This window comes from Ruegeria sp. CDSB029 (assembly GCF_059611125.1).
The window spans coordinates 15578-31618 of the sequence record NZ_JBXWOX010000003.1; the positions used below are offsets into that span (position 1 = coordinate 15578).

General features: G+C 58.6%; 13 protein-coding genes. 9 read left to right on the plus strand and 4 right to left on the minus strand.

Annotated features, from left to right (window positions below):
* Positions 1 to 143 precede the first annotated feature (143 nt).
* Positions 144 to 905, plus strand: a complete 762-nt coding sequence (locus AC2FI8_RS04475; RefSeq protein ID WP_496768265.1) for an NAD kinase — start codon at positions 144 to 146, stop codon at positions 903 to 905.
* A 258-nt stretch (positions 906 to 1163) separates the two neighbouring features.
* On the opposite strand, the gene AC2FI8_RS04480 is transcribed toward AC2FI8_RS04475, so the two are convergent.
* The 3 genes from AC2FI8_RS04480 to AC2FI8_RS04490 form a co-directional block, all read right to left on the minus strand.
* On the minus strand, positions 1164 to 2597 hold the full coding sequence (locus tag AC2FI8_RS04480) for an amidase family protein (RefSeq protein WP_496777418.1): 1434 nt from the start codon (positions 2595 to 2597) through the stop codon (positions 1164 to 1166).
* Positions 2598 to 2688: 91 nt separating this feature from the next.
* Positions 2689 to 4578, minus strand: coding sequence for a propionate-CoA ligase PrpE (gene prpE, locus AC2FI8_RS04485; RefSeq protein ID WP_496777420.1), 1890 nt, complete (start codon positions 4576 to 4578; stop codon positions 2689 to 2691).
* A gap of 274 nt (positions 4579 to 4852) precedes the next feature.
* Entirely contained in the window at positions 4853 to 7126 is a 2274-nt protein-coding gene (locus tag AC2FI8_RS04490; RefSeq protein WP_496768269.1) for an NADP-dependent malic enzyme, read from the minus strand.
* Positions 7127 to 7311: 185 nt separating this feature from the next.
* Here AC2FI8_RS04490 and AC2FI8_RS04495 point away from each other — a divergent pair, with 185 nt between their 5' ends.
* The 7 genes from AC2FI8_RS04495 (at position 7312) to upp (ending at position 13710) form a co-directional block, all read left to right on the plus strand.
* Positions 7312 to 8016 (plus strand): hypothetical protein, encoded by a 705-nt coding sequence (locus tag AC2FI8_RS04495; protein ID WP_496768271.1) that lies wholly within the window; start codon positions 7312 to 7314, stop codon positions 8014 to 8016.
* On the plus strand, positions 7979 to 9082 hold the full coding sequence (locus AC2FI8_RS04500) for a cupin domain-containing protein (RefSeq protein WP_496777422.1): 1104 nt from the start codon (positions 7979 to 7981) through the stop codon (positions 9080 to 9082). The genes AC2FI8_RS04495 and AC2FI8_RS04500 overlap by 38 nt, the downstream gene beginning before the upstream one ends.
* A 103-nt stretch (positions 9083 to 9185) precedes the next feature.
* Entirely contained in the window at positions 9186 to 9578 is a 393-nt protein-coding gene (locus tag AC2FI8_RS04505) for a cytidine deaminase (RefSeq protein ID WP_108860194.1), read from the plus strand.
* A gap of 4 nt (positions 9579 to 9582) precedes the next feature.
* Positions 9583 to 10890, plus strand: coding sequence for a thymidine phosphorylase (locus tag AC2FI8_RS04510; protein WP_496777424.1), 1308 nt, complete (start codon positions 9583 to 9585; stop codon positions 10888 to 10890).
* Complete coding sequence (locus AC2FI8_RS04515) at positions 10887 to 12098, plus strand: phosphopentomutase (protein WP_496777427.1); 1212 nt, start codon at positions 10887 to 10889, stop codon at positions 12096 to 12098. The genes AC2FI8_RS04510 and AC2FI8_RS04515 overlap by 4 nt, the downstream gene beginning before the upstream one ends.
* Positions 12095 to 13081 carry an adenosine deaminase gene (locus AC2FI8_RS04520; protein WP_496777429.1) on the plus strand — a complete coding sequence of 329 codons (987 nt, stop codon included), beginning with the start codon at positions 12095 to 12097 and terminating at the stop codon, positions 13079 to 13081. The genes AC2FI8_RS04515 and AC2FI8_RS04520 overlap by 4 nt, the downstream gene beginning before the upstream one ends.
* Positions 13078 to 13710, plus strand: coding sequence for a uracil phosphoribosyltransferase (gene upp, locus AC2FI8_RS04525; protein WP_058274218.1), 633 nt, complete (start codon positions 13078 to 13080; stop codon positions 13708 to 13710). Before AC2FI8_RS04520 ends, upp begins: the two co-directional genes overlap by 4 nt.
* 5 nt (positions 13711 to 13715) lie before the next feature.
* Here upp and AC2FI8_RS04530 read toward each other — a convergent pair whose 3' ends face one another.
* Positions 13716 to 14729 (minus strand): hypothetical protein, encoded by a 1014-nt coding sequence (locus AC2FI8_RS04530; RefSeq protein ID WP_496768281.1) that lies wholly within the window; start codon positions 14727 to 14729, stop codon positions 13716 to 13718.
* 153 nt (positions 14730 to 14882) lie between these two features.
* On the opposite strand from AC2FI8_RS04530, the gene AC2FI8_RS04535 reads away from it, so the two are divergent.
* Positions 14883 to 15818, plus strand: coding sequence for a DMT family transporter (locus tag AC2FI8_RS04535; protein ID WP_496777432.1), 936 nt, complete (start codon positions 14883 to 14885; stop codon positions 15816 to 15818).
* Positions 15819 to 16041: the final 223 nt, after the last annotated feature.

Genomic DNA, 16041 nt, shown 5'->3' on the forward strand with positions numbered 1-16041 from the left:
ATCTTGCGGATTTCCTATCGGAAACGGTACATGCGCAAAAGCTTTAAAGCGACGAATTGGCCCGCTGCGGCGTCAAGTCTGGCTTATCGGGGAAAGGTATGGTTGTTTCGGAACCAAATGTGCAAGACCGGAAACCGCAACAAATGATCCAGAGAATCGCTTTCCTCGCCAGCGACGTCAAAGTGGCCCAAACAGCCCGCGACGTGCTGGTGAAACGTTATGGAAACGCGGCACCGCGGGATGCCGATGTGGTCGTTGCACTGGGCGGTGACGGGTTCATGCTCCATACGCTGCACAGCATGCAGCACCTGGATACACCGGTTTATGGCATGAATCGCGGCACAATCGGCTTTCTGATGAACGAATTCCACGAAGGGGACCTTATGGCCCGTCTGGGGGAAGCCGAGGAAGAAGTCATCAACCCACTGGCCATGCGTGCGATGGATCAGTCAGGTAAGATGCACGAGGCGCTGGCGATCAACGAGGTGTCGCTGCTGCGCGCCGGACCACAGGCTGCGCGCCTCAGGATAAGCGTCGATGGCCGTGTTCGTATGGATGAGCTGGTCTGCGATGGTGCACTGCTGTCTACGCCCGCCGGATCGACCGCCTACAACTACTCGGCTCACGGCCCGATTCTGCCAATTGGATCAGATGTTCTTGCTCTGACGGCTATTGCTGCATTCAGGCCACGCCGGTGGCGCGGCGCGCTGTTGCCCAAGATCGCCAAGGTGCGTTTTGATGTGCTGGATGCGGACAAGCGCCCTGTCATGGCGGATGCAGATTCGGTGTCTTTCGCTGATATCGACTGGGTCGAGATCCGCTCTGAACCTGCAATCCAGCACCGCATTTTATTCGACCCAGGGCATGGGTTAGAAGAGCGCCTGATATCCGAGCAATTCACCTAAATTTTGGGACTTACGAATTTTTTAGAAGTTGTGTGAAGCAGTTCACATGAGGTTCATTAACTTTCCGCTAACCTGATCTTGCCTGGAGAACACGTCTCGGTGGGAGTGAGTGGCCACCAAACGGCGTTTTCGAACGACTGCGCAGTTTCAGCGCTGGCGAGGGTAGGTGGTGCTACGCTCGTTATTGATATCCGGGCATATTTTAGCAAGCGGACCCCGGGCACAATAACCCGGGGTCTATTTTCTTAAGGGGCCTGTTTATGCGCCCGTCTTCTCCCACAGTGGCAGACACATTTGACCGACTCGGTCCTCAATTGCGGCGGCGGCGTCCACGGCCAGATCTTCACGCCAGCGGCGGGCAGCGATCTGGACGTTGATCGGCTGTGGGCCGTTGGGCAAATCCGCCAGCCGGGCCGGAACGCACGCGGCGGGCAAGCCCAGAAAGTTCATCGCATAGGAATACACGGCGCAGCCAAGCACCTCGTGCACCCCTTCGGCACCTTCGGTGTCCCGGTCGGGTTTAAAAAACGGTTGCGGCAGGAAGGGTGACAGGACCAATGCGTAGTCTTCCATAAACAACGACCATTCCCGGGCGAAGTGACTACGCTTGGCCAGCATCCGGATCAGGTCAGTGTCCACAATGGGTGGGAATTCCTGAAAATAGACATCAAAGATCTCGCGGATGGTTTCAGATCCTGCCGCCTTGATGTCGCTTTGCATCAGGGTCAGGACTTCGCCCATCAAGGCGCGATAGCCTGACCGTCCGCATTCAAAGACATCCGGCGGATCGATCTCTTCCACCAGATAGCCTGAGTCGGTCAGCGCATCGCGGGCCGTATCCAGCGCCTTTTCGACCTCGGGGTGCAACGCATAGCCAAACGTGTTCTTGGTGAAGGCCACTTTGATCGGGCTGTCCATGGCTTCCCCGCGCCATGGCATCGAAACGTGAAATGGATCGCGCGGGTCGGGGCCGATCAGGCTGGGCATAGACAGATGCAGGTCCTCTGCCGAGCGGGTGATCAGCCCTTGCACCGACATGGATTGGGCCAGAATTCCGCGTTCGGCCTGTTGGCTGGGGTTCCACGCAGGGACACGCCCCAATCCGGGTTTGACTGTGACCGCTCCATTGGCCGCCGCAGGAAACCGCAGGCTGCCGCCGATGTCGTTGCCATGTGCCAGCGCGCCGATCCCAGCCATCACGCCCGCACCGGCCCCGCCCGAAGACCCGCCGGGCGAGATATGGCGGCCCCACGGGTTATGTGTCCGACCATGCAGCGGGTTGTCTGTATCGGCGCGGAATGAGAATTCGGGCGTATTAGTCCGCCCGATCACGATGGCCCCGGCATTCTGCAGATTGCGCACAACCGGCGCGTCGTCGGGCGCGATCACATTCTTCAGGGCAACAACACCGTTCGAGGTCGCGTGCCCCTTTTGGTCGACGTTGATCTTGATAGTGACGGGAACGCCATGCAACGGCCCCGCGGGTGCACCGCCCGCTACGGCCGCATCCAGTTCACGCGCACGCTCCAACGCCTCGGTGCTCAGGTCTTCAACCACCGCGTTCAGGTCTGGGTTGGCCTGATGCATTCGGTCGACTGCATTCTGAGTAGCCTCCAGCGCGCTCAACTCACCGCTGCGGGTCAAGGCGGTCAGGTCGGTGGCGTTCAGACGCCAGATATCGGTTTGTGTCATGGGCCCTCGCTGTCTTGGGATGACAGTAGGGGGCTTGTTTCAGGTTGCAAGAGAAAGACATGCGGGCGACGGATCGTCGCCCGCATGTCTGCTACTGAGCGTAGCCGAGGGTTTTCAACGCGTCGGTGATCTCGTCCAGAATAGCCGGGTCATCGATGGTGGCTGGCATCTTGTAGTCCTTGCTGTCCGCAATCGACACCATCGTTCCACGCAGGATCTTGCCCGAGCGGGTCTTGGGAAGGCGGTCTACCACCACGGCTAGTTTGAACGCAGCGACCGGCCCGATCTTTTCGCGCACCAATTTGACGACGTCTTGAACCACCTCGCCATGGTCGCGGTCACAGCCTGCATTCAGGCAAAGGAACCCTACTGGCATTTGACCTTTCAACTGGTCGGTCACACCGATCACTGCACATTCGGCCACGTCGGGGTGGGCGGCCAGAACCTCTTCCATCCCGCCGGTCGACAAGCGGTGGCCAGCGACGTTGATCACGTCATCAGTGCGCGCCATGATGTAAAGGTAGCCATCCTCGTCGACCATGCCTGCATCGCCGGTCTCGTAAAACCCCGGGAACTGGTTCAGGTACGAACTTTTGAATCGTTCCTCGGCATTCCACAGCGTCGGGAGAGTGCCGGGGGGCAGGGGAAGCTTGACCGCAATCGCACCCAGCTCACCAGGTTTCATCGGATGACCGCCTTCGTCCAAAATCTGCACATCATAGCCAGGCATCGGTTTGGCGGGTGAACCCAGCTTGACCGGCAGTTCCTCGATTCCCAGTGGGTTGCCGGCGATGGTCCACCCGGTTTCGGTCTGCCACCAGTGATCGATCACCGGCACTTTCAACGCGTCTTGCGCCCATTCGATCGTATCGGGGTCAGCGCGCTCGCCCGCCAGATACAACGCGCGCAGGCAGGAGAGGTCATACTTCGCCAACATCTCGCCCTTGGGATCTTCGCGTTTGACGGCGCGGATGGCGGTTGGGGCGGTGAAAAAGCTTTTGACCTTATGCTCGGAAATCACCCGCCAGAACGTGCCTGCGTCGGGCGTGCCAACGGGCTTGCCTTCAAACACAATCGTCGTGTTGCCGTGAATCAACGGAGCATAACAAATGTAGGAGTGTCCTACGACCCAGCCCACATCCGACGCTGCCCAGAACACATCGCCCGGATCGACATCGTAGATATTTTTCATCGTCCAGTTCAGCGCCACCAAATGGCCTGCGGTCGGACGCACAACGCCCTTGGGCGCGCCGGTCGTGCCCGAGGTGTACAGGATGTATGCCGGATCATTGCCATCGACCGGAACGCATTCGGCCGGTTCGACTCCGTACTGGAAGCCGTGCCAGTTGTAGTCGCGCCCTTCAATTAATTGCGCCACTTCCTGCTCGCGCTGGAAGACCACACAGAATTCGGGCTTGTGGTTAGCCATGTCGATGGCCCCGTCCAGCAGGGGTTTGTAATGCACGACGCGACCCGGTTCCATCCCGCAGGATGCGGCGATGATCGCCTTGGGTTTGGCGTCGTCGATCCGGACAGCCAGCTCATTGCTGGCAAAGCCGCCGAATACCACCGAGTGCACGGCCCCCAGACGGGCGCAGGCGAGCATGGCCTCCAGCGCTTCGGGGATCATTGGCATATAGATGATGACCCGGTCGCCCTTTTCCACGCCCTTGGCACGCAATGCCCCGGCCAGATTGGCCACGCGATTGCGCAGTTCGACATATGAAATCTCGCGCTTGGTGTGGGTGATCGGGCTGTCATAGATGATTGCGGCCTGTTCGCCGCGACCATTTTCGACATGCCGGTCGACCGCGTTCCAGCAGGTGTTCACTTTAGCATCGCTGAACCACTCATACAAAGGGGCGTTGTCGTCAAACAGGGCTTTGGTCGGCGGTTGAACCCAGTCAATTGCCTTTGCAGCGTTCATCCAAAAAGCCTCTGGATCCGATTTCCAGCCTTCGTAAATGTCCTGATATGCCACGGTGAACTCCTCCTAAATCTCCTTGAGAAATGTGTTATGTGGCCAAGGGGCACCGCACAAGCGAGCGCTGTGACGGAGCGTCACTTTATCGCAAAAAATTTGCAAGAATCCGCAGGTTGGCCTGCAAATTTTTGCAAATCATCGCCTTTTTGCTGACTTTCTAGGATCAATTTGGCGCTTTTGCAAAGTTGAATATTTCGGCGTGCAAATTATTGCCTGCTGTGAATCAAACAGGGCGCCGATACTGGCACCCTGAATACTGTGCTCAGGTTTATTAACCGTAATGCGCTACGGGTGTACCCGCGATCGCCGCCATATTCAGCAATCCGCGCGCTGTGATCGACGGCGTCACGATATGCGCCTTGTTGCCCATGCCCATCAGGATCGGGCCGACCTCCAAGCCATCGGCCTTCATTTTCAGGATATTGCGCACTCCGCTCGCCGCATCCGCATGGGCAAAGATCAGAACGTTTGCTGTTCCTTTCAGGCGTGAGTTCGGGAAGATCCGCGAACGCAGTTCAGGGTCGAGGGCCAGATCCAGATTCATTTCACCTTCATATGTGAAATCGCGCGGCTCGGCGTCGAGGATATCCAGTGCCGCCCGCAACCTTTTGCCCGATCCTTCAGCCTGATTGCCAAACTGCGACTGAGAACAGAAGGCGATTTTAGGCTCGATCCCGAAACGCCGAACATGACGCGCGGCGCCAATGGTCGACTCGGCCAGCTCTTCTGGGGTTGGCAGCTGCCGAACATGGGTATCGGCAATGAACAGCGGTCCGTCCTCGAGGATCATCAGCGACAGCGCGCCATGCGGGTGAAGATCGCCATCGCCCAGAACCTGTTCTACGTAGTTCAGGTGCCAACGATACTCGCCGAAGGTACCGCAGATCATGCTGTCTGCCTCACCACGTTGCACCATGATGGCGGCAATGGCGGTGTTGTTTGTGCGCATGATCGCCTTGGCCAGATCCGGCGTGACACCGCGGCGCTGCATAATCTCGTGATACGAGTTCCAGTAGTCGTAATAACGCGGGTCGTCTTGCGGGTTCACAATCTGGAAGTCTTTGCCGGGACGGACCGTCAGCCCCAGCCGCTCGCATCGTGCGTTGATCACTTCGGGGCGGCCGATCAAGATCGGGGTTTCGGTTGTTTCTTCGAGAATGGCCTGGGCTGCGCGCAGAACGCGCTCGTCCTCACCCTCGGCAAACACGATCCGGCGCGAGGCCACGGCCGCAGCCTCAAAGACAGGGCGCATTAGCAGGGCAGACTTGAATACGGACTGATTCAACCGCTCTTTGTATGCCTCGATGTCCGTGATCGGGCGCTTGGCCACACCGCTTTCCATCGCGGCTTTGGCAACGGCCGAGGACACGACGCCGACAAGGCGCGGGTCAAAGGGTTTGGGGATCAGATAATCGGGGCCAAAAGTCAGTTGCTCACCTTTATAGGCCGCTGCCGCCTCGGCGCTGGTCGTCGCCCGGGCCATCTCAGCGATCCCGTCCACGCAGGCGATCTGCATTTCATCGTTGATTTCGGTCGCCCCCACGTCCAGCGCGCCTCGGAAGATGAAAGGGAAACACAAAACGTTGTTGACCTGATTGGGGAAGTCGCTGCGGCCCGTGGCAATAATCGCGTCCGGCGCGACTTCACGTGCTGCTTGCGGCAAAATTTCCGGGCTCGGATTGGCCAGCGCGAAGATGATCGGGCGCTTGGCCATTTTCTCAACCATCTCGGGCTTCAGGACGTTCGGCCCGCTGAGGCCAAGGAACAAGTCTGCATCCCCGATCACATCGTCCAGTGTCCGCAAGTCCGTTTTTTGCGCGAATTGGTCCTTATGCGGATTCATGTCCTCTTCACGGCCTTCATAAACAAGCCCGTGAATGTCGCACAGCCAGATATTCTCGCGCTTGACGCCCAGCTTGACCAGCATCATCAGGCAGGCAATTCCCGCTGCGCCGCCACCGGTTGAGACCACTTTGACGTCTTCGAAATTCTTGCCCGCAACGAACAGCGCATTCTTGGCCGCGGCACCCACGACAATGGCGGTGCCGTGCTGGTCGTCATGAAAGACAGGGATGTTCATTCGTTCCCGGCACAGCTTTTCGACGATGAAACAGTCCGGCGCTTTGATGTCTTCAAGGTTGATCGCGCCAAAGGTCGGCTCCAATGCACAAACGATATCCGCCAGTTTCTCGGGGTCGGGTTGATCGACCTCGATGTCGAAACAATCGATCCCGGCGAATTTCTTGAACAAGACGGCCTTGCCTTCCATCACCGGTTTGGATGCAAGCGCGCCAATGTTTCCCAGCCCCAGAACCGCTGTCCCGTTTGAGACGACCGCAACCAGATTCCCGCGTGCGGTATACAGCTCGGCGTTTGCAGGATCCGCTTTGATTTCCAGGCTGGCTTCGGCCACACCGGGTGAATAGGCGCGTGCCAGATCGCGGCCGTTTGCCATTGGTTTGGTCGCTTTGATTTCAAGCTTACCGGGCTTTGGGTGGGCGTGATATTCAAGCGCGGCCTGCCGCAGGCTGGGTGTGTCCGACATCGGCGACTCAACTCCTCAGAAAATTTGATTTAGTGTTAAACTATTTCCCCGGCTTTGGCTACGCTACGTCATTTTGCAACAGTTTTGCTAAAGTTCACCGACGTCCCGTTGAAAAGCGTCGTATTGCTTTTACATTCGGGCAACTTTGGAGCCAACCTAGACCTGTCGAGCACTGAAAGCCATAAATGAGCTATAAAGATGAATTTCAGGCCGGGACCGCCTTCCCGGCGGACCAGGTTGTTGTTGGTCCGGATCGCGCCGTTTACATATCGGTTTTGCTGATCGCCATCCTTGTCCTTGCCGCCGTCGGTATCTGGCCGGTTCTAGCCCTTGCTCTGAACGAAGAGGGCGGATTGTTCGAAACGATCTCGGCCGCTGCGCTGTTTGTCGCGGGCCTGGCTGCGCTCTGGCGCTATCCCGGCATAACCCGTCTTTACATCGCGCTGGTCTGTCTGTTGCTGGCGGAAAGAGAGCTTGAGGCGGAAATCTATCCAGTTGACAGCCTGCCATATTGGGTCCTGAACGGTTTGGATAATTTGCTTGATATGACGCTGATCCGGGTGGTTCTGGCCGTCATCGTGATCGGAGGTGCCCTATGGCATGGAGCCCCGGCGGCTTGGCAGGCGGTAAAGCGACGGGCGCCTTTTTTCGTGATTTTCGTGCTGGCGGGATTGCTGGCGGTAACCGCTCAGCTGCTCGAGGAAGTTTCCGGAATTTACCAGGCAGATCTGTCCACACTTATGACAGTACGGCTCTTTGTTCTGGAAGAAACGCTTGAGATGTTCTTTTCGATTGGCATTTTGGCTTCTGTTCTGATCGGATGGCCAAAATCCGATGCCGAAGAGACGCTGAATGACCTCAACCAGAAACAACTGCCAGACACGCGCTGAAATCCGTCTGCCGACAGGCGAGCTGCGCGACGACATCCCGTTCTACACAAAAGTGCTCGGTATGAAGATGGATATGATCTATCCCGCCGACGATCCGCGTGTTGCCGTGTTTTCCGGCCACGGGTTGCGCCTTCGGGTCGAGAAGGACGCGCCCGAGGCCGCTGGTACGATCCGTATCCTGACAGACGATCCTGACGGTTTTGCTGATGGGCAGCGTACTTTGGTCGCGCCCAACGGCACGCGGGTTGAGATTGATGAAATGAACCCTCCGATGGTGATGCCCGAAACGGTGCATTCCTTCGTGGTGCGCAGGCTCAAGGATCAGGCCCCATGGATCATCGGGCGGGCAGGGATGCATTACCGCGATCTTGTGCCGGATCGGCTAGGTGGATCGATCATCGCCAGCCATATCCGTATACCCGATGGCGGCCCGGTGCCGGATATGGTGCATTTCCACAAGGTCGGGTTTCAACTGATTTTCTGCATCCATGGTTGGGTCGACGTCGTCTACGAGGATCAGGGCGACAAAATGCGCCTGACAGCTGGGGATTGCTTTATCCAACCCCCAGAAATCCGCCACCGGGTTCTTGAAGCCTCGAATAATGTTCAGGTGATCGAAATCGGTGTTCCCGCCGAACATGTCACCGAAATCGACCACGAGATGGACCTGCCTACGCCGAATTTCCGCCCGGACCGCGAATGGCAAGGGCAGCGTTTTGTTTATAACAAAGCCGAGAATTCAGCGTGGGGACCATTTCGCCTGCCAGGATACATCTGTCGCGACACGACGATTGCCGAGAATACCAAAGGTGTTGCAGGCGTGCAGGTCGTACGAAAAGGGCAGGGTGAACCGGTCTGGGCAACGCATGACACGGATATCCATTTTACCTTCGTCATGACGGGCGAGGTAACTCTGAAAGGTGAAGGGCGCGATCCGTTCCGTTTGGAACAAGGGGATGCGTTCGTGATCCCGCCCGGTATGCGCACCAAACTGTCCGATCCTTCCGATGATGTCGAATTGCTTGAGGTTACGCTTCCGGGGATCTTCAATACCAAGCTGGGCTAAGAGGATTTTAGCCCAGGAATCTTGCGCGCGGGGGTTCAACTCCCTGCGCTCTTTCCTTTAGGGTATGATTTTCTGACCAGTTGATCAAAAACGGGGAATCGCCATGACTTTGAAAGATGCAGCACTGTCTGTTCGGGAAAAAGCCTATGCGCCTTATTCCAACTTCAAGGTTGGGGCGGCGATCCGGTCCGCATCCGGCGAGGTCCACGCGGGTTGCAACGTGGAAAACGTGGCCTATCCCGAAGGCACATGTGCCGAGGCCGGGGCAATCGCTGCGATGGTCGCTGCGGGCGAACAGGAATTGTCCGAGGTCTATGTTGTTGCCTCAAGTCCGCAACCGGTTCCGCCTTGTGGCGGTTGCCGGCAAAAGCTGGCCGAATTTGGCAAGCGGGACGTCAAGGTGACGCTGGCGACCGTGGATGGCGCCGAGTTTGTAACCACGATTGGACAATTGCTGCCGGGCGCTTTCGACGCCTCGCACATGGAGGACGTCTGATCCAATGGACGCCCGTTCGATCATTGCAAAACTGCGCCGGAACGAGGTGCCGACCGGAGATGAGCTGAACTGGTTCGCGCAAGGACTGGCCGATGGCGGGGTCAGCGACGCCCAAGCGGGCGCTTTTGCCATGGCCGTCTGCATGGGCGGATTGGGCACCAAAGGGCGCGCCGATCTGACGATCGCTATGCGCGACAGCGGTCACGTGCTCAGCTGGGATTTCGATGGCCCGGTAATCGACAAACACTCGACTGGTGGGGTCGGGGACAGTGTCAGCCTCGTGCTCGCCCCTGCACTGGCCGAATTGGGCGCCTATGTCCCCATGATCTCGGGTCGGGGGTTGGGTCACACCGGCGGAACACTGGACAAGCTTGAGGCCATTCCCGGTGTCAGCACCCAGATCAGTCAGGACCGCCTCAGGCAGATTTTGCGTGAGACCGGCGCGGCCATTGTCGGGGCTACGGGGCAGATCGCCCCGGCCGACAAGCGCCTTTATGCGATCCGTGATGTGACGGCGACCGTTGAAAGCCTGGACCTGATCACAGCGTCGATCCTGTCCAAGAAACTGGCCGCCAGCCCCGAGGCCTTGGTGCTGGACGTCAAGGTCGGCAGCGGTGCATTTATGAAAACGTTGGAGGATGCGCGCAAACTGGCGCGTGCCTTGTCGGAAACTGCGAATGCGGCAGGCTGCCGGACCTCGGCGGTTATCACCGATATGCACCAACCTTTGGCGCCTGCGCTGGGCAATGCGTTGGAAGTGGCCGAGGTGATGAAGGTCATGACGCAAGACCCCTATGCCCCGCTGGCGGAAATCTCGGCCGAGTTAGGTGGAGTATTGCTGGCCGATGCTGGAATGTTCGCAACTGCCGATGAAGGGCGCGACAAGATCACGGATGTCATCCGCGATGGTCGTGCAGCTGAACGCTTTGGGCGCATGATGGCAGCCGTAGGCGCGCCGCTGCAGTTTGTTGACAACTGGTCCCGGTACTTGCCAGAGGCTAGCGTGATCCTTGAAGTTCCGGCACCGACCAACGGACACATCACTGCGATTAACGGCGAAGCGCTGGGCCTGGCGGTAGTTGCGCTGGGCGGCGGGCGGCAGGTTGAAGACGACGTCATCGACCCGGCCGTGGGTCTGTCTGACATCGTCCGGCTAGGCGACAAAGTCGAGAAGGGTGCGCCGTTAGCAGTAATCCACGCGTCCCGGGAGGATGCCGCGCGGCAGGCCGCGGAGACCGTTCTCGGCGCGATCACGGTAGGCGCCGATGCCCCGGCAGAGCCCATCCTTGTCCACGAAAGGATTACGCCGTGACCCGCGCGTTTCTTGTGGTAATGGACTCGGTTGGCATCGGGGGGGCGCCGGATGCTGATCGGTTTTTCAATGGCGATGCGCCGGACACGGGTGCAAACACACTTGCCCATATTGCACAAGCTTGCGCCGAAGGACGGGCACAAGACGGGCGCTCAGGCGCGCTGCACCTACCAAACTTAGATGCGCTTGGGTTGGGGGCGGCAACGCGGTTGGCATCTGGAGCTGAAACGCCGGGGTTGGAGGTCGATCCGTCTGGGCGCTGGGGGTGCGCGAGAGAGCATTCACTGGGCAAGGATACACCTTCGGGCCATTGGGAGCTGGCCGGTCTGCCGGTGCCGTGGGAATGGCATTATTTCCCGGATACCACGCCTTCATTCCCTGCCGACCTAAGCCGGGCTGCGGCACAGGCGGCTGGAACAGACGGTATTCTGGGTGATTGTCACGCCTCGGGCACGACCATTATCGCCGATTTGGGGGCCGAGCATATACGGACCGGCTGGCCCATCTGCTACACTTCCGCCGACAGCGTGTTTCAGATCGCCGCGCATGAAGAGAGCTTTGGCCTCGACCGTCTGCTGGAGATGTGCAAAGCGCTCGCCCCGCGATTGCATGAGATGAAAGTTGGCCGCGTTATCGCACGGCCGTTTGTTGGTACACCTGAAGAGGGATTTACCCGCACCACCAACCGCAAGGATTTCGCGATCCTACCCCCCGCGCCAGTTCTGACAAATTGGGCACAAGACGCAGGCCGTCAGGTTCATGCCGTGGGCAAGATTGGTGACATCTTTTCGATGCAAGGAATCGACACGCTGCGAAAAGGGTCGGATGCCGAGTTGATGGGTCACCTGTCTGATCTGGTCGATGTGGCCGAAGAGGGTAGCCTGACCTTTGCCAATTTTGTTGAATTCGACAGCCTCTATGGCCACCGCCGCGATATCAGCGGCTATGCCCGCGCGCTAGAACGGTTCGACCGCGAAATCGGTGTGATCCTGAAAAAACTGCGCCCGGGCGATCTTATGCTTTTGACCGCCGATCACGGCAACGATCCCAGTTGGATCGGCACCGACCACACGCGCGAACAGGTGCCCGTTCTGATCGCCGGGCAAGGCACGGACCAAATCGGGGCCGTCGATTTTGCCGATGTCGCCGCAAGTATCGCACACCATCTGAACATTCCGGCACAAGGGCCGGGGAAGAGTTTTCTATGACCGTCGCAGACCTACCAAAAATCGAGTTGCACCTGCACCATGAAGGTGCAGCGCCGCCTGATTTCATCCGCCAGCTTGCGCATGAAAAACGCATAGACCTGAGCGGTATCTTTAAATCAGACGGAAGTTATGACTTCCGCGACTTCGCCCACTTTCTCAGCGTCTACGAGGCCGCCTGCGAAGTACTTAAATCGCCCGAGGATTTCCGTCGCCTGACTTTGGCCATTCTAGAGGAAAGCGCTGCGAATGGGGTGGTCTACTCGGAAACCTTCCTCAGCCCAGATTTCTACGGCGGCGGGGATGTGCACGCCTGGCGTGACTATCTGAACGCCATTCAGGACGCGGCGGACGAGGCCGAGCGCAAGTTCGATATCACCCTGCGCGGCGTTGTCACCTGTGTTCGTCATTTCGGACCCGAGCAGGCAAAACAAAGCGCTTTTTGCGCGGCGGAAACCGCTGGTAATTGGATCACCGGATTTGGAATGGGCGGAAACGAGGGCGTCGGGACGCAGGGCGATTTCAAATGGGCCTTTGAATGTGCCCGCGAAGCTGGGCTGCGCTTGACCACCCATGCCGGAGAATTCGGCGGCCCCGAAAGCGTTCGCGATGCTGTTCGGGACCTCGGTGTCGAACGGGTCGGCCACGGCGTGCGGGCCATTGAGGACGACGATCTGATCCGGGAACTTGTTGACCGCGAAGTCACGCTTGAAGTCTGCCCCGGTTCCAACGTGGTTCTGGGCCTGTTCCCAGATTTTGCGGCACATCCGATTGCCCGGTTGCGCGATCAGGGTGTAAACGTCACAGTTTCCACCGACGATCCGCCGTTTTTCCATACCACCATGCGGCGCGAATATGAGATGCTGCATCAGGCCTTTGGCTGGGACGCCGAGGATTTTGCGGCCCTGAACGACATAGCCCTGAACGCGGCCTTCTGCGATGATGACACCCGCGAACGGGTGAAGAAAAGACTGGAGAGAACATGAGCGAACACCTGACCGTCGTTGACCACCCGCTGGTGCAGCACAAACTGACGCTCATGCGGGACAAGGGCACCTCGACCGCCGTGTTCCGCCAGCTGTTGCGCGAGATCACCCTGCTGTTGGCCTATGAGGTCACGCGCGAACTCAAGCTGACCACCCGCCACATTGAAACGCCAATGGAGGAAATGGACGCCCCCATTCTGGCGGGTAAAAAACTGGCTCTGGTGTCGATCCTGCGTGCCGGAAACGGAATGTTGGACGGGGTGCTGGAACTGGTCCCCTCGGCCCGTGTCGGGTTTGTCGGGCTGTACCGCGACGAAGAAACCCTGAAGCCTGTGCAATACTACTTCAAAGCGCCTGAAGGTCTGAAGGATCGGCTGGTCATCGCGGTTGATCCGATGCTGGCAACCGGCAACAGCTCGGCTGCGGCGATTGATTTGCTGAAAGAAGCCGGGGCGACCGATATCCGTTTCCTCTGCCTGCTGGCCGCGCCCGAAGGCGTCGCCCGCATGAAAGAGGCGCATCCTGACGTGAACATCGTCACGGCGTCGCTGGATCGCGAGTTGAACTCGAAAGGGTATATCATGCCTGGGTTGGGCGATGCCGGCGACCGGATGTTCGGCACCAAGTAACCGGCCTACTCGCCACAGATATTCTGCAGCCGGACCCAATCGCGGTCCGGCAGTACTTGCGGCAGCGGGCGCCCGGCCATCGGGTCGGCCTCGATCAGGCCGAGAGTGTCTTCCCCCGTGACATCCACAGCATAGGCATATGGCGTTGAAGGCAGCGCCGCCTGGGCGAATACCTCTAGCAAATCTTGATCGGACAAAGTTGGGCGCGGTTCTGACAAGACCTGCTCGGTATAGGTGTCAACGATCTCAGGTGTCAGTTCTCCGGTTGTCAGCAGGCGGAACGCCGTGGTCGGGCCAGTTCGATCCAGCACCTCGTCCAATGGGTCTTGTGCGGCGGCTCGCGCGCGTTCGGCGATGATGTAACCGGCAGCGATGGATGGGTCCTCGTGATCTTCGACCAATGAGCGGTTCAGCAGAATGATCCCACCAGGCAGGCCGAGGCTTGTTTGTACCCCCGCGGGCAGAATAACGACCTCTCGCACGCCGGTTCGGGCTGCCAGTTGGTCCAACGCAGCCTGCGCATCCTCTGAGGTGCACGAGACACCAGAAACCCGTTCAATCCGGTGCAGGATCGCATCCCCGATATCGTATCGCTTAATCTCGGGGACAACAGAAACGACGTGGTTTTGCAGCGCGGCTGGAACCCAAAGCAGCAATAATGCGGCAACTGCAGCAATCACACCCGCAACACTAAGCCAACGCAACCGTCCGGGATGCGGGCGCGACCGATCAATTGCCTTTTGCAAACGGTCGATCGCCGCGATCATCGTGGTCTCTGTTTCTTCCAGCTCCAGCGTTTCGTCGGGGTCGCCGTCCGGGTTGAAGATGGCTGGATAGCTTCCGGGATTCTGCCGCTCCAAAGCTGCCAGCGACCAGTGCGTCAGTGCCCGGTCGTTGAAATCAGAAATCGTCAGCGTTGCTTCGCCAATCGACACCACAACCTCGCGCCGCTGCACGTCGGGCGAGGGGCGCCACAGACCGGTGGCTTCGATCCGTTGGTACTGTTTCAGAGCCGTCATCAAGGTGAGGTTTGCTCGTTATTATTTTGCCCCAGCTTAACATGGTAAATTCAAAGGGCGCAAACCAGTTGCGCCATCTGCGATAAATGTGCTGGATACAACGACACGTGCAGGGTTGTCCTGTCGTGCCCCACCATTTTACCGAGGCGAAAGATGCAGGCGGACACTCAGACCTCACCGATACTGGCATCGGTGCTGATGATCAGCGCCATGGCGATCATCGGGGTGATCGACAATGTGGTGATCCTGTTGGCGGAAACGGTTGGCCTGTGGCAATTCCACCTGAGCCGCGCGTTGCTAATGTTGCCGCTGATCTTCGGTCTATCGCTATTGGGGCTGGGCAGTATGCGCCCGAAACGATTTGGCCCGGTGATTCTGCGCAGCGTACTGATCACCCTGGCCATGTTGTTCTATTTCGCATCGCTTGCGGTCATGCCGATTGCGCAGGCGCTGGCCGGGTTGTTCACATCGCCGATTTTTGTCCTTTTGATCTCGGCCCTGGCAATGAAGCAGCGGATTGGCCCTTGGCGTATTGTTGCGGTTCTACTGGGGTTTGCGGGAATTCTGTGCGTGCTGCAGCTTGACCCCTACGATTTCGATACTCGCAGCCTGTTGCCGGTCGCCGGGGGTCTGTTCTACGCGCTGAGTGCCGTTATCACGCGCAGCCATTGTTCCGATGAAAGCACCGTGGCGCTGCTGGCTGCGATGATCATCACGCTGGGATCGGCCGGGGCGATTGGCCTTCTGGTACTTGAGCTGTTTCCGGTGGCCGCGCCGGATGGTCCCGACGGCTTCGCCGCGCGGGGTTGGGTCTGGCAGATGCAACCTGCATTGCCGTGGATCGCAATACAGGCGGTTGGTTCCACGATTGCCGTCTTCATGTTGATCAAGGCCTATCAGGTGGGCGAGCCGTCCTATGTCGCGGTCTTTGAGTACTCGGTCATGATTTTTGGTCCGCTCTTTGCCTTTGCGGCTTTCGGGCAGGCGATCGGGCCGATGCAGATTGGCGGGATTGGCTTGATTGCAATCGCAGGTACCCTGTTGGGATGGCGAGCAGGGCGCGAGGCTGCCCGGCCAGAACCGGTTTAGCCTTATCCTGAGGCCAGCCATTTGTTTTGGGTGGGCAATCGGGGATCATTCAGACCGGATACCGATGGGTGTAACACGACCTGCCCGATTTCAGCCGACGGGCTCAGACAGATTCGGCGGCACGGATGACCGCTGGTGTAAATTATAGTTTCCAAAAATCTGCCAATTTTTACCAATTGCGCAGTGTTGTTTAAAGAATTGTTGTTTTTCACGGCTTTAAGAG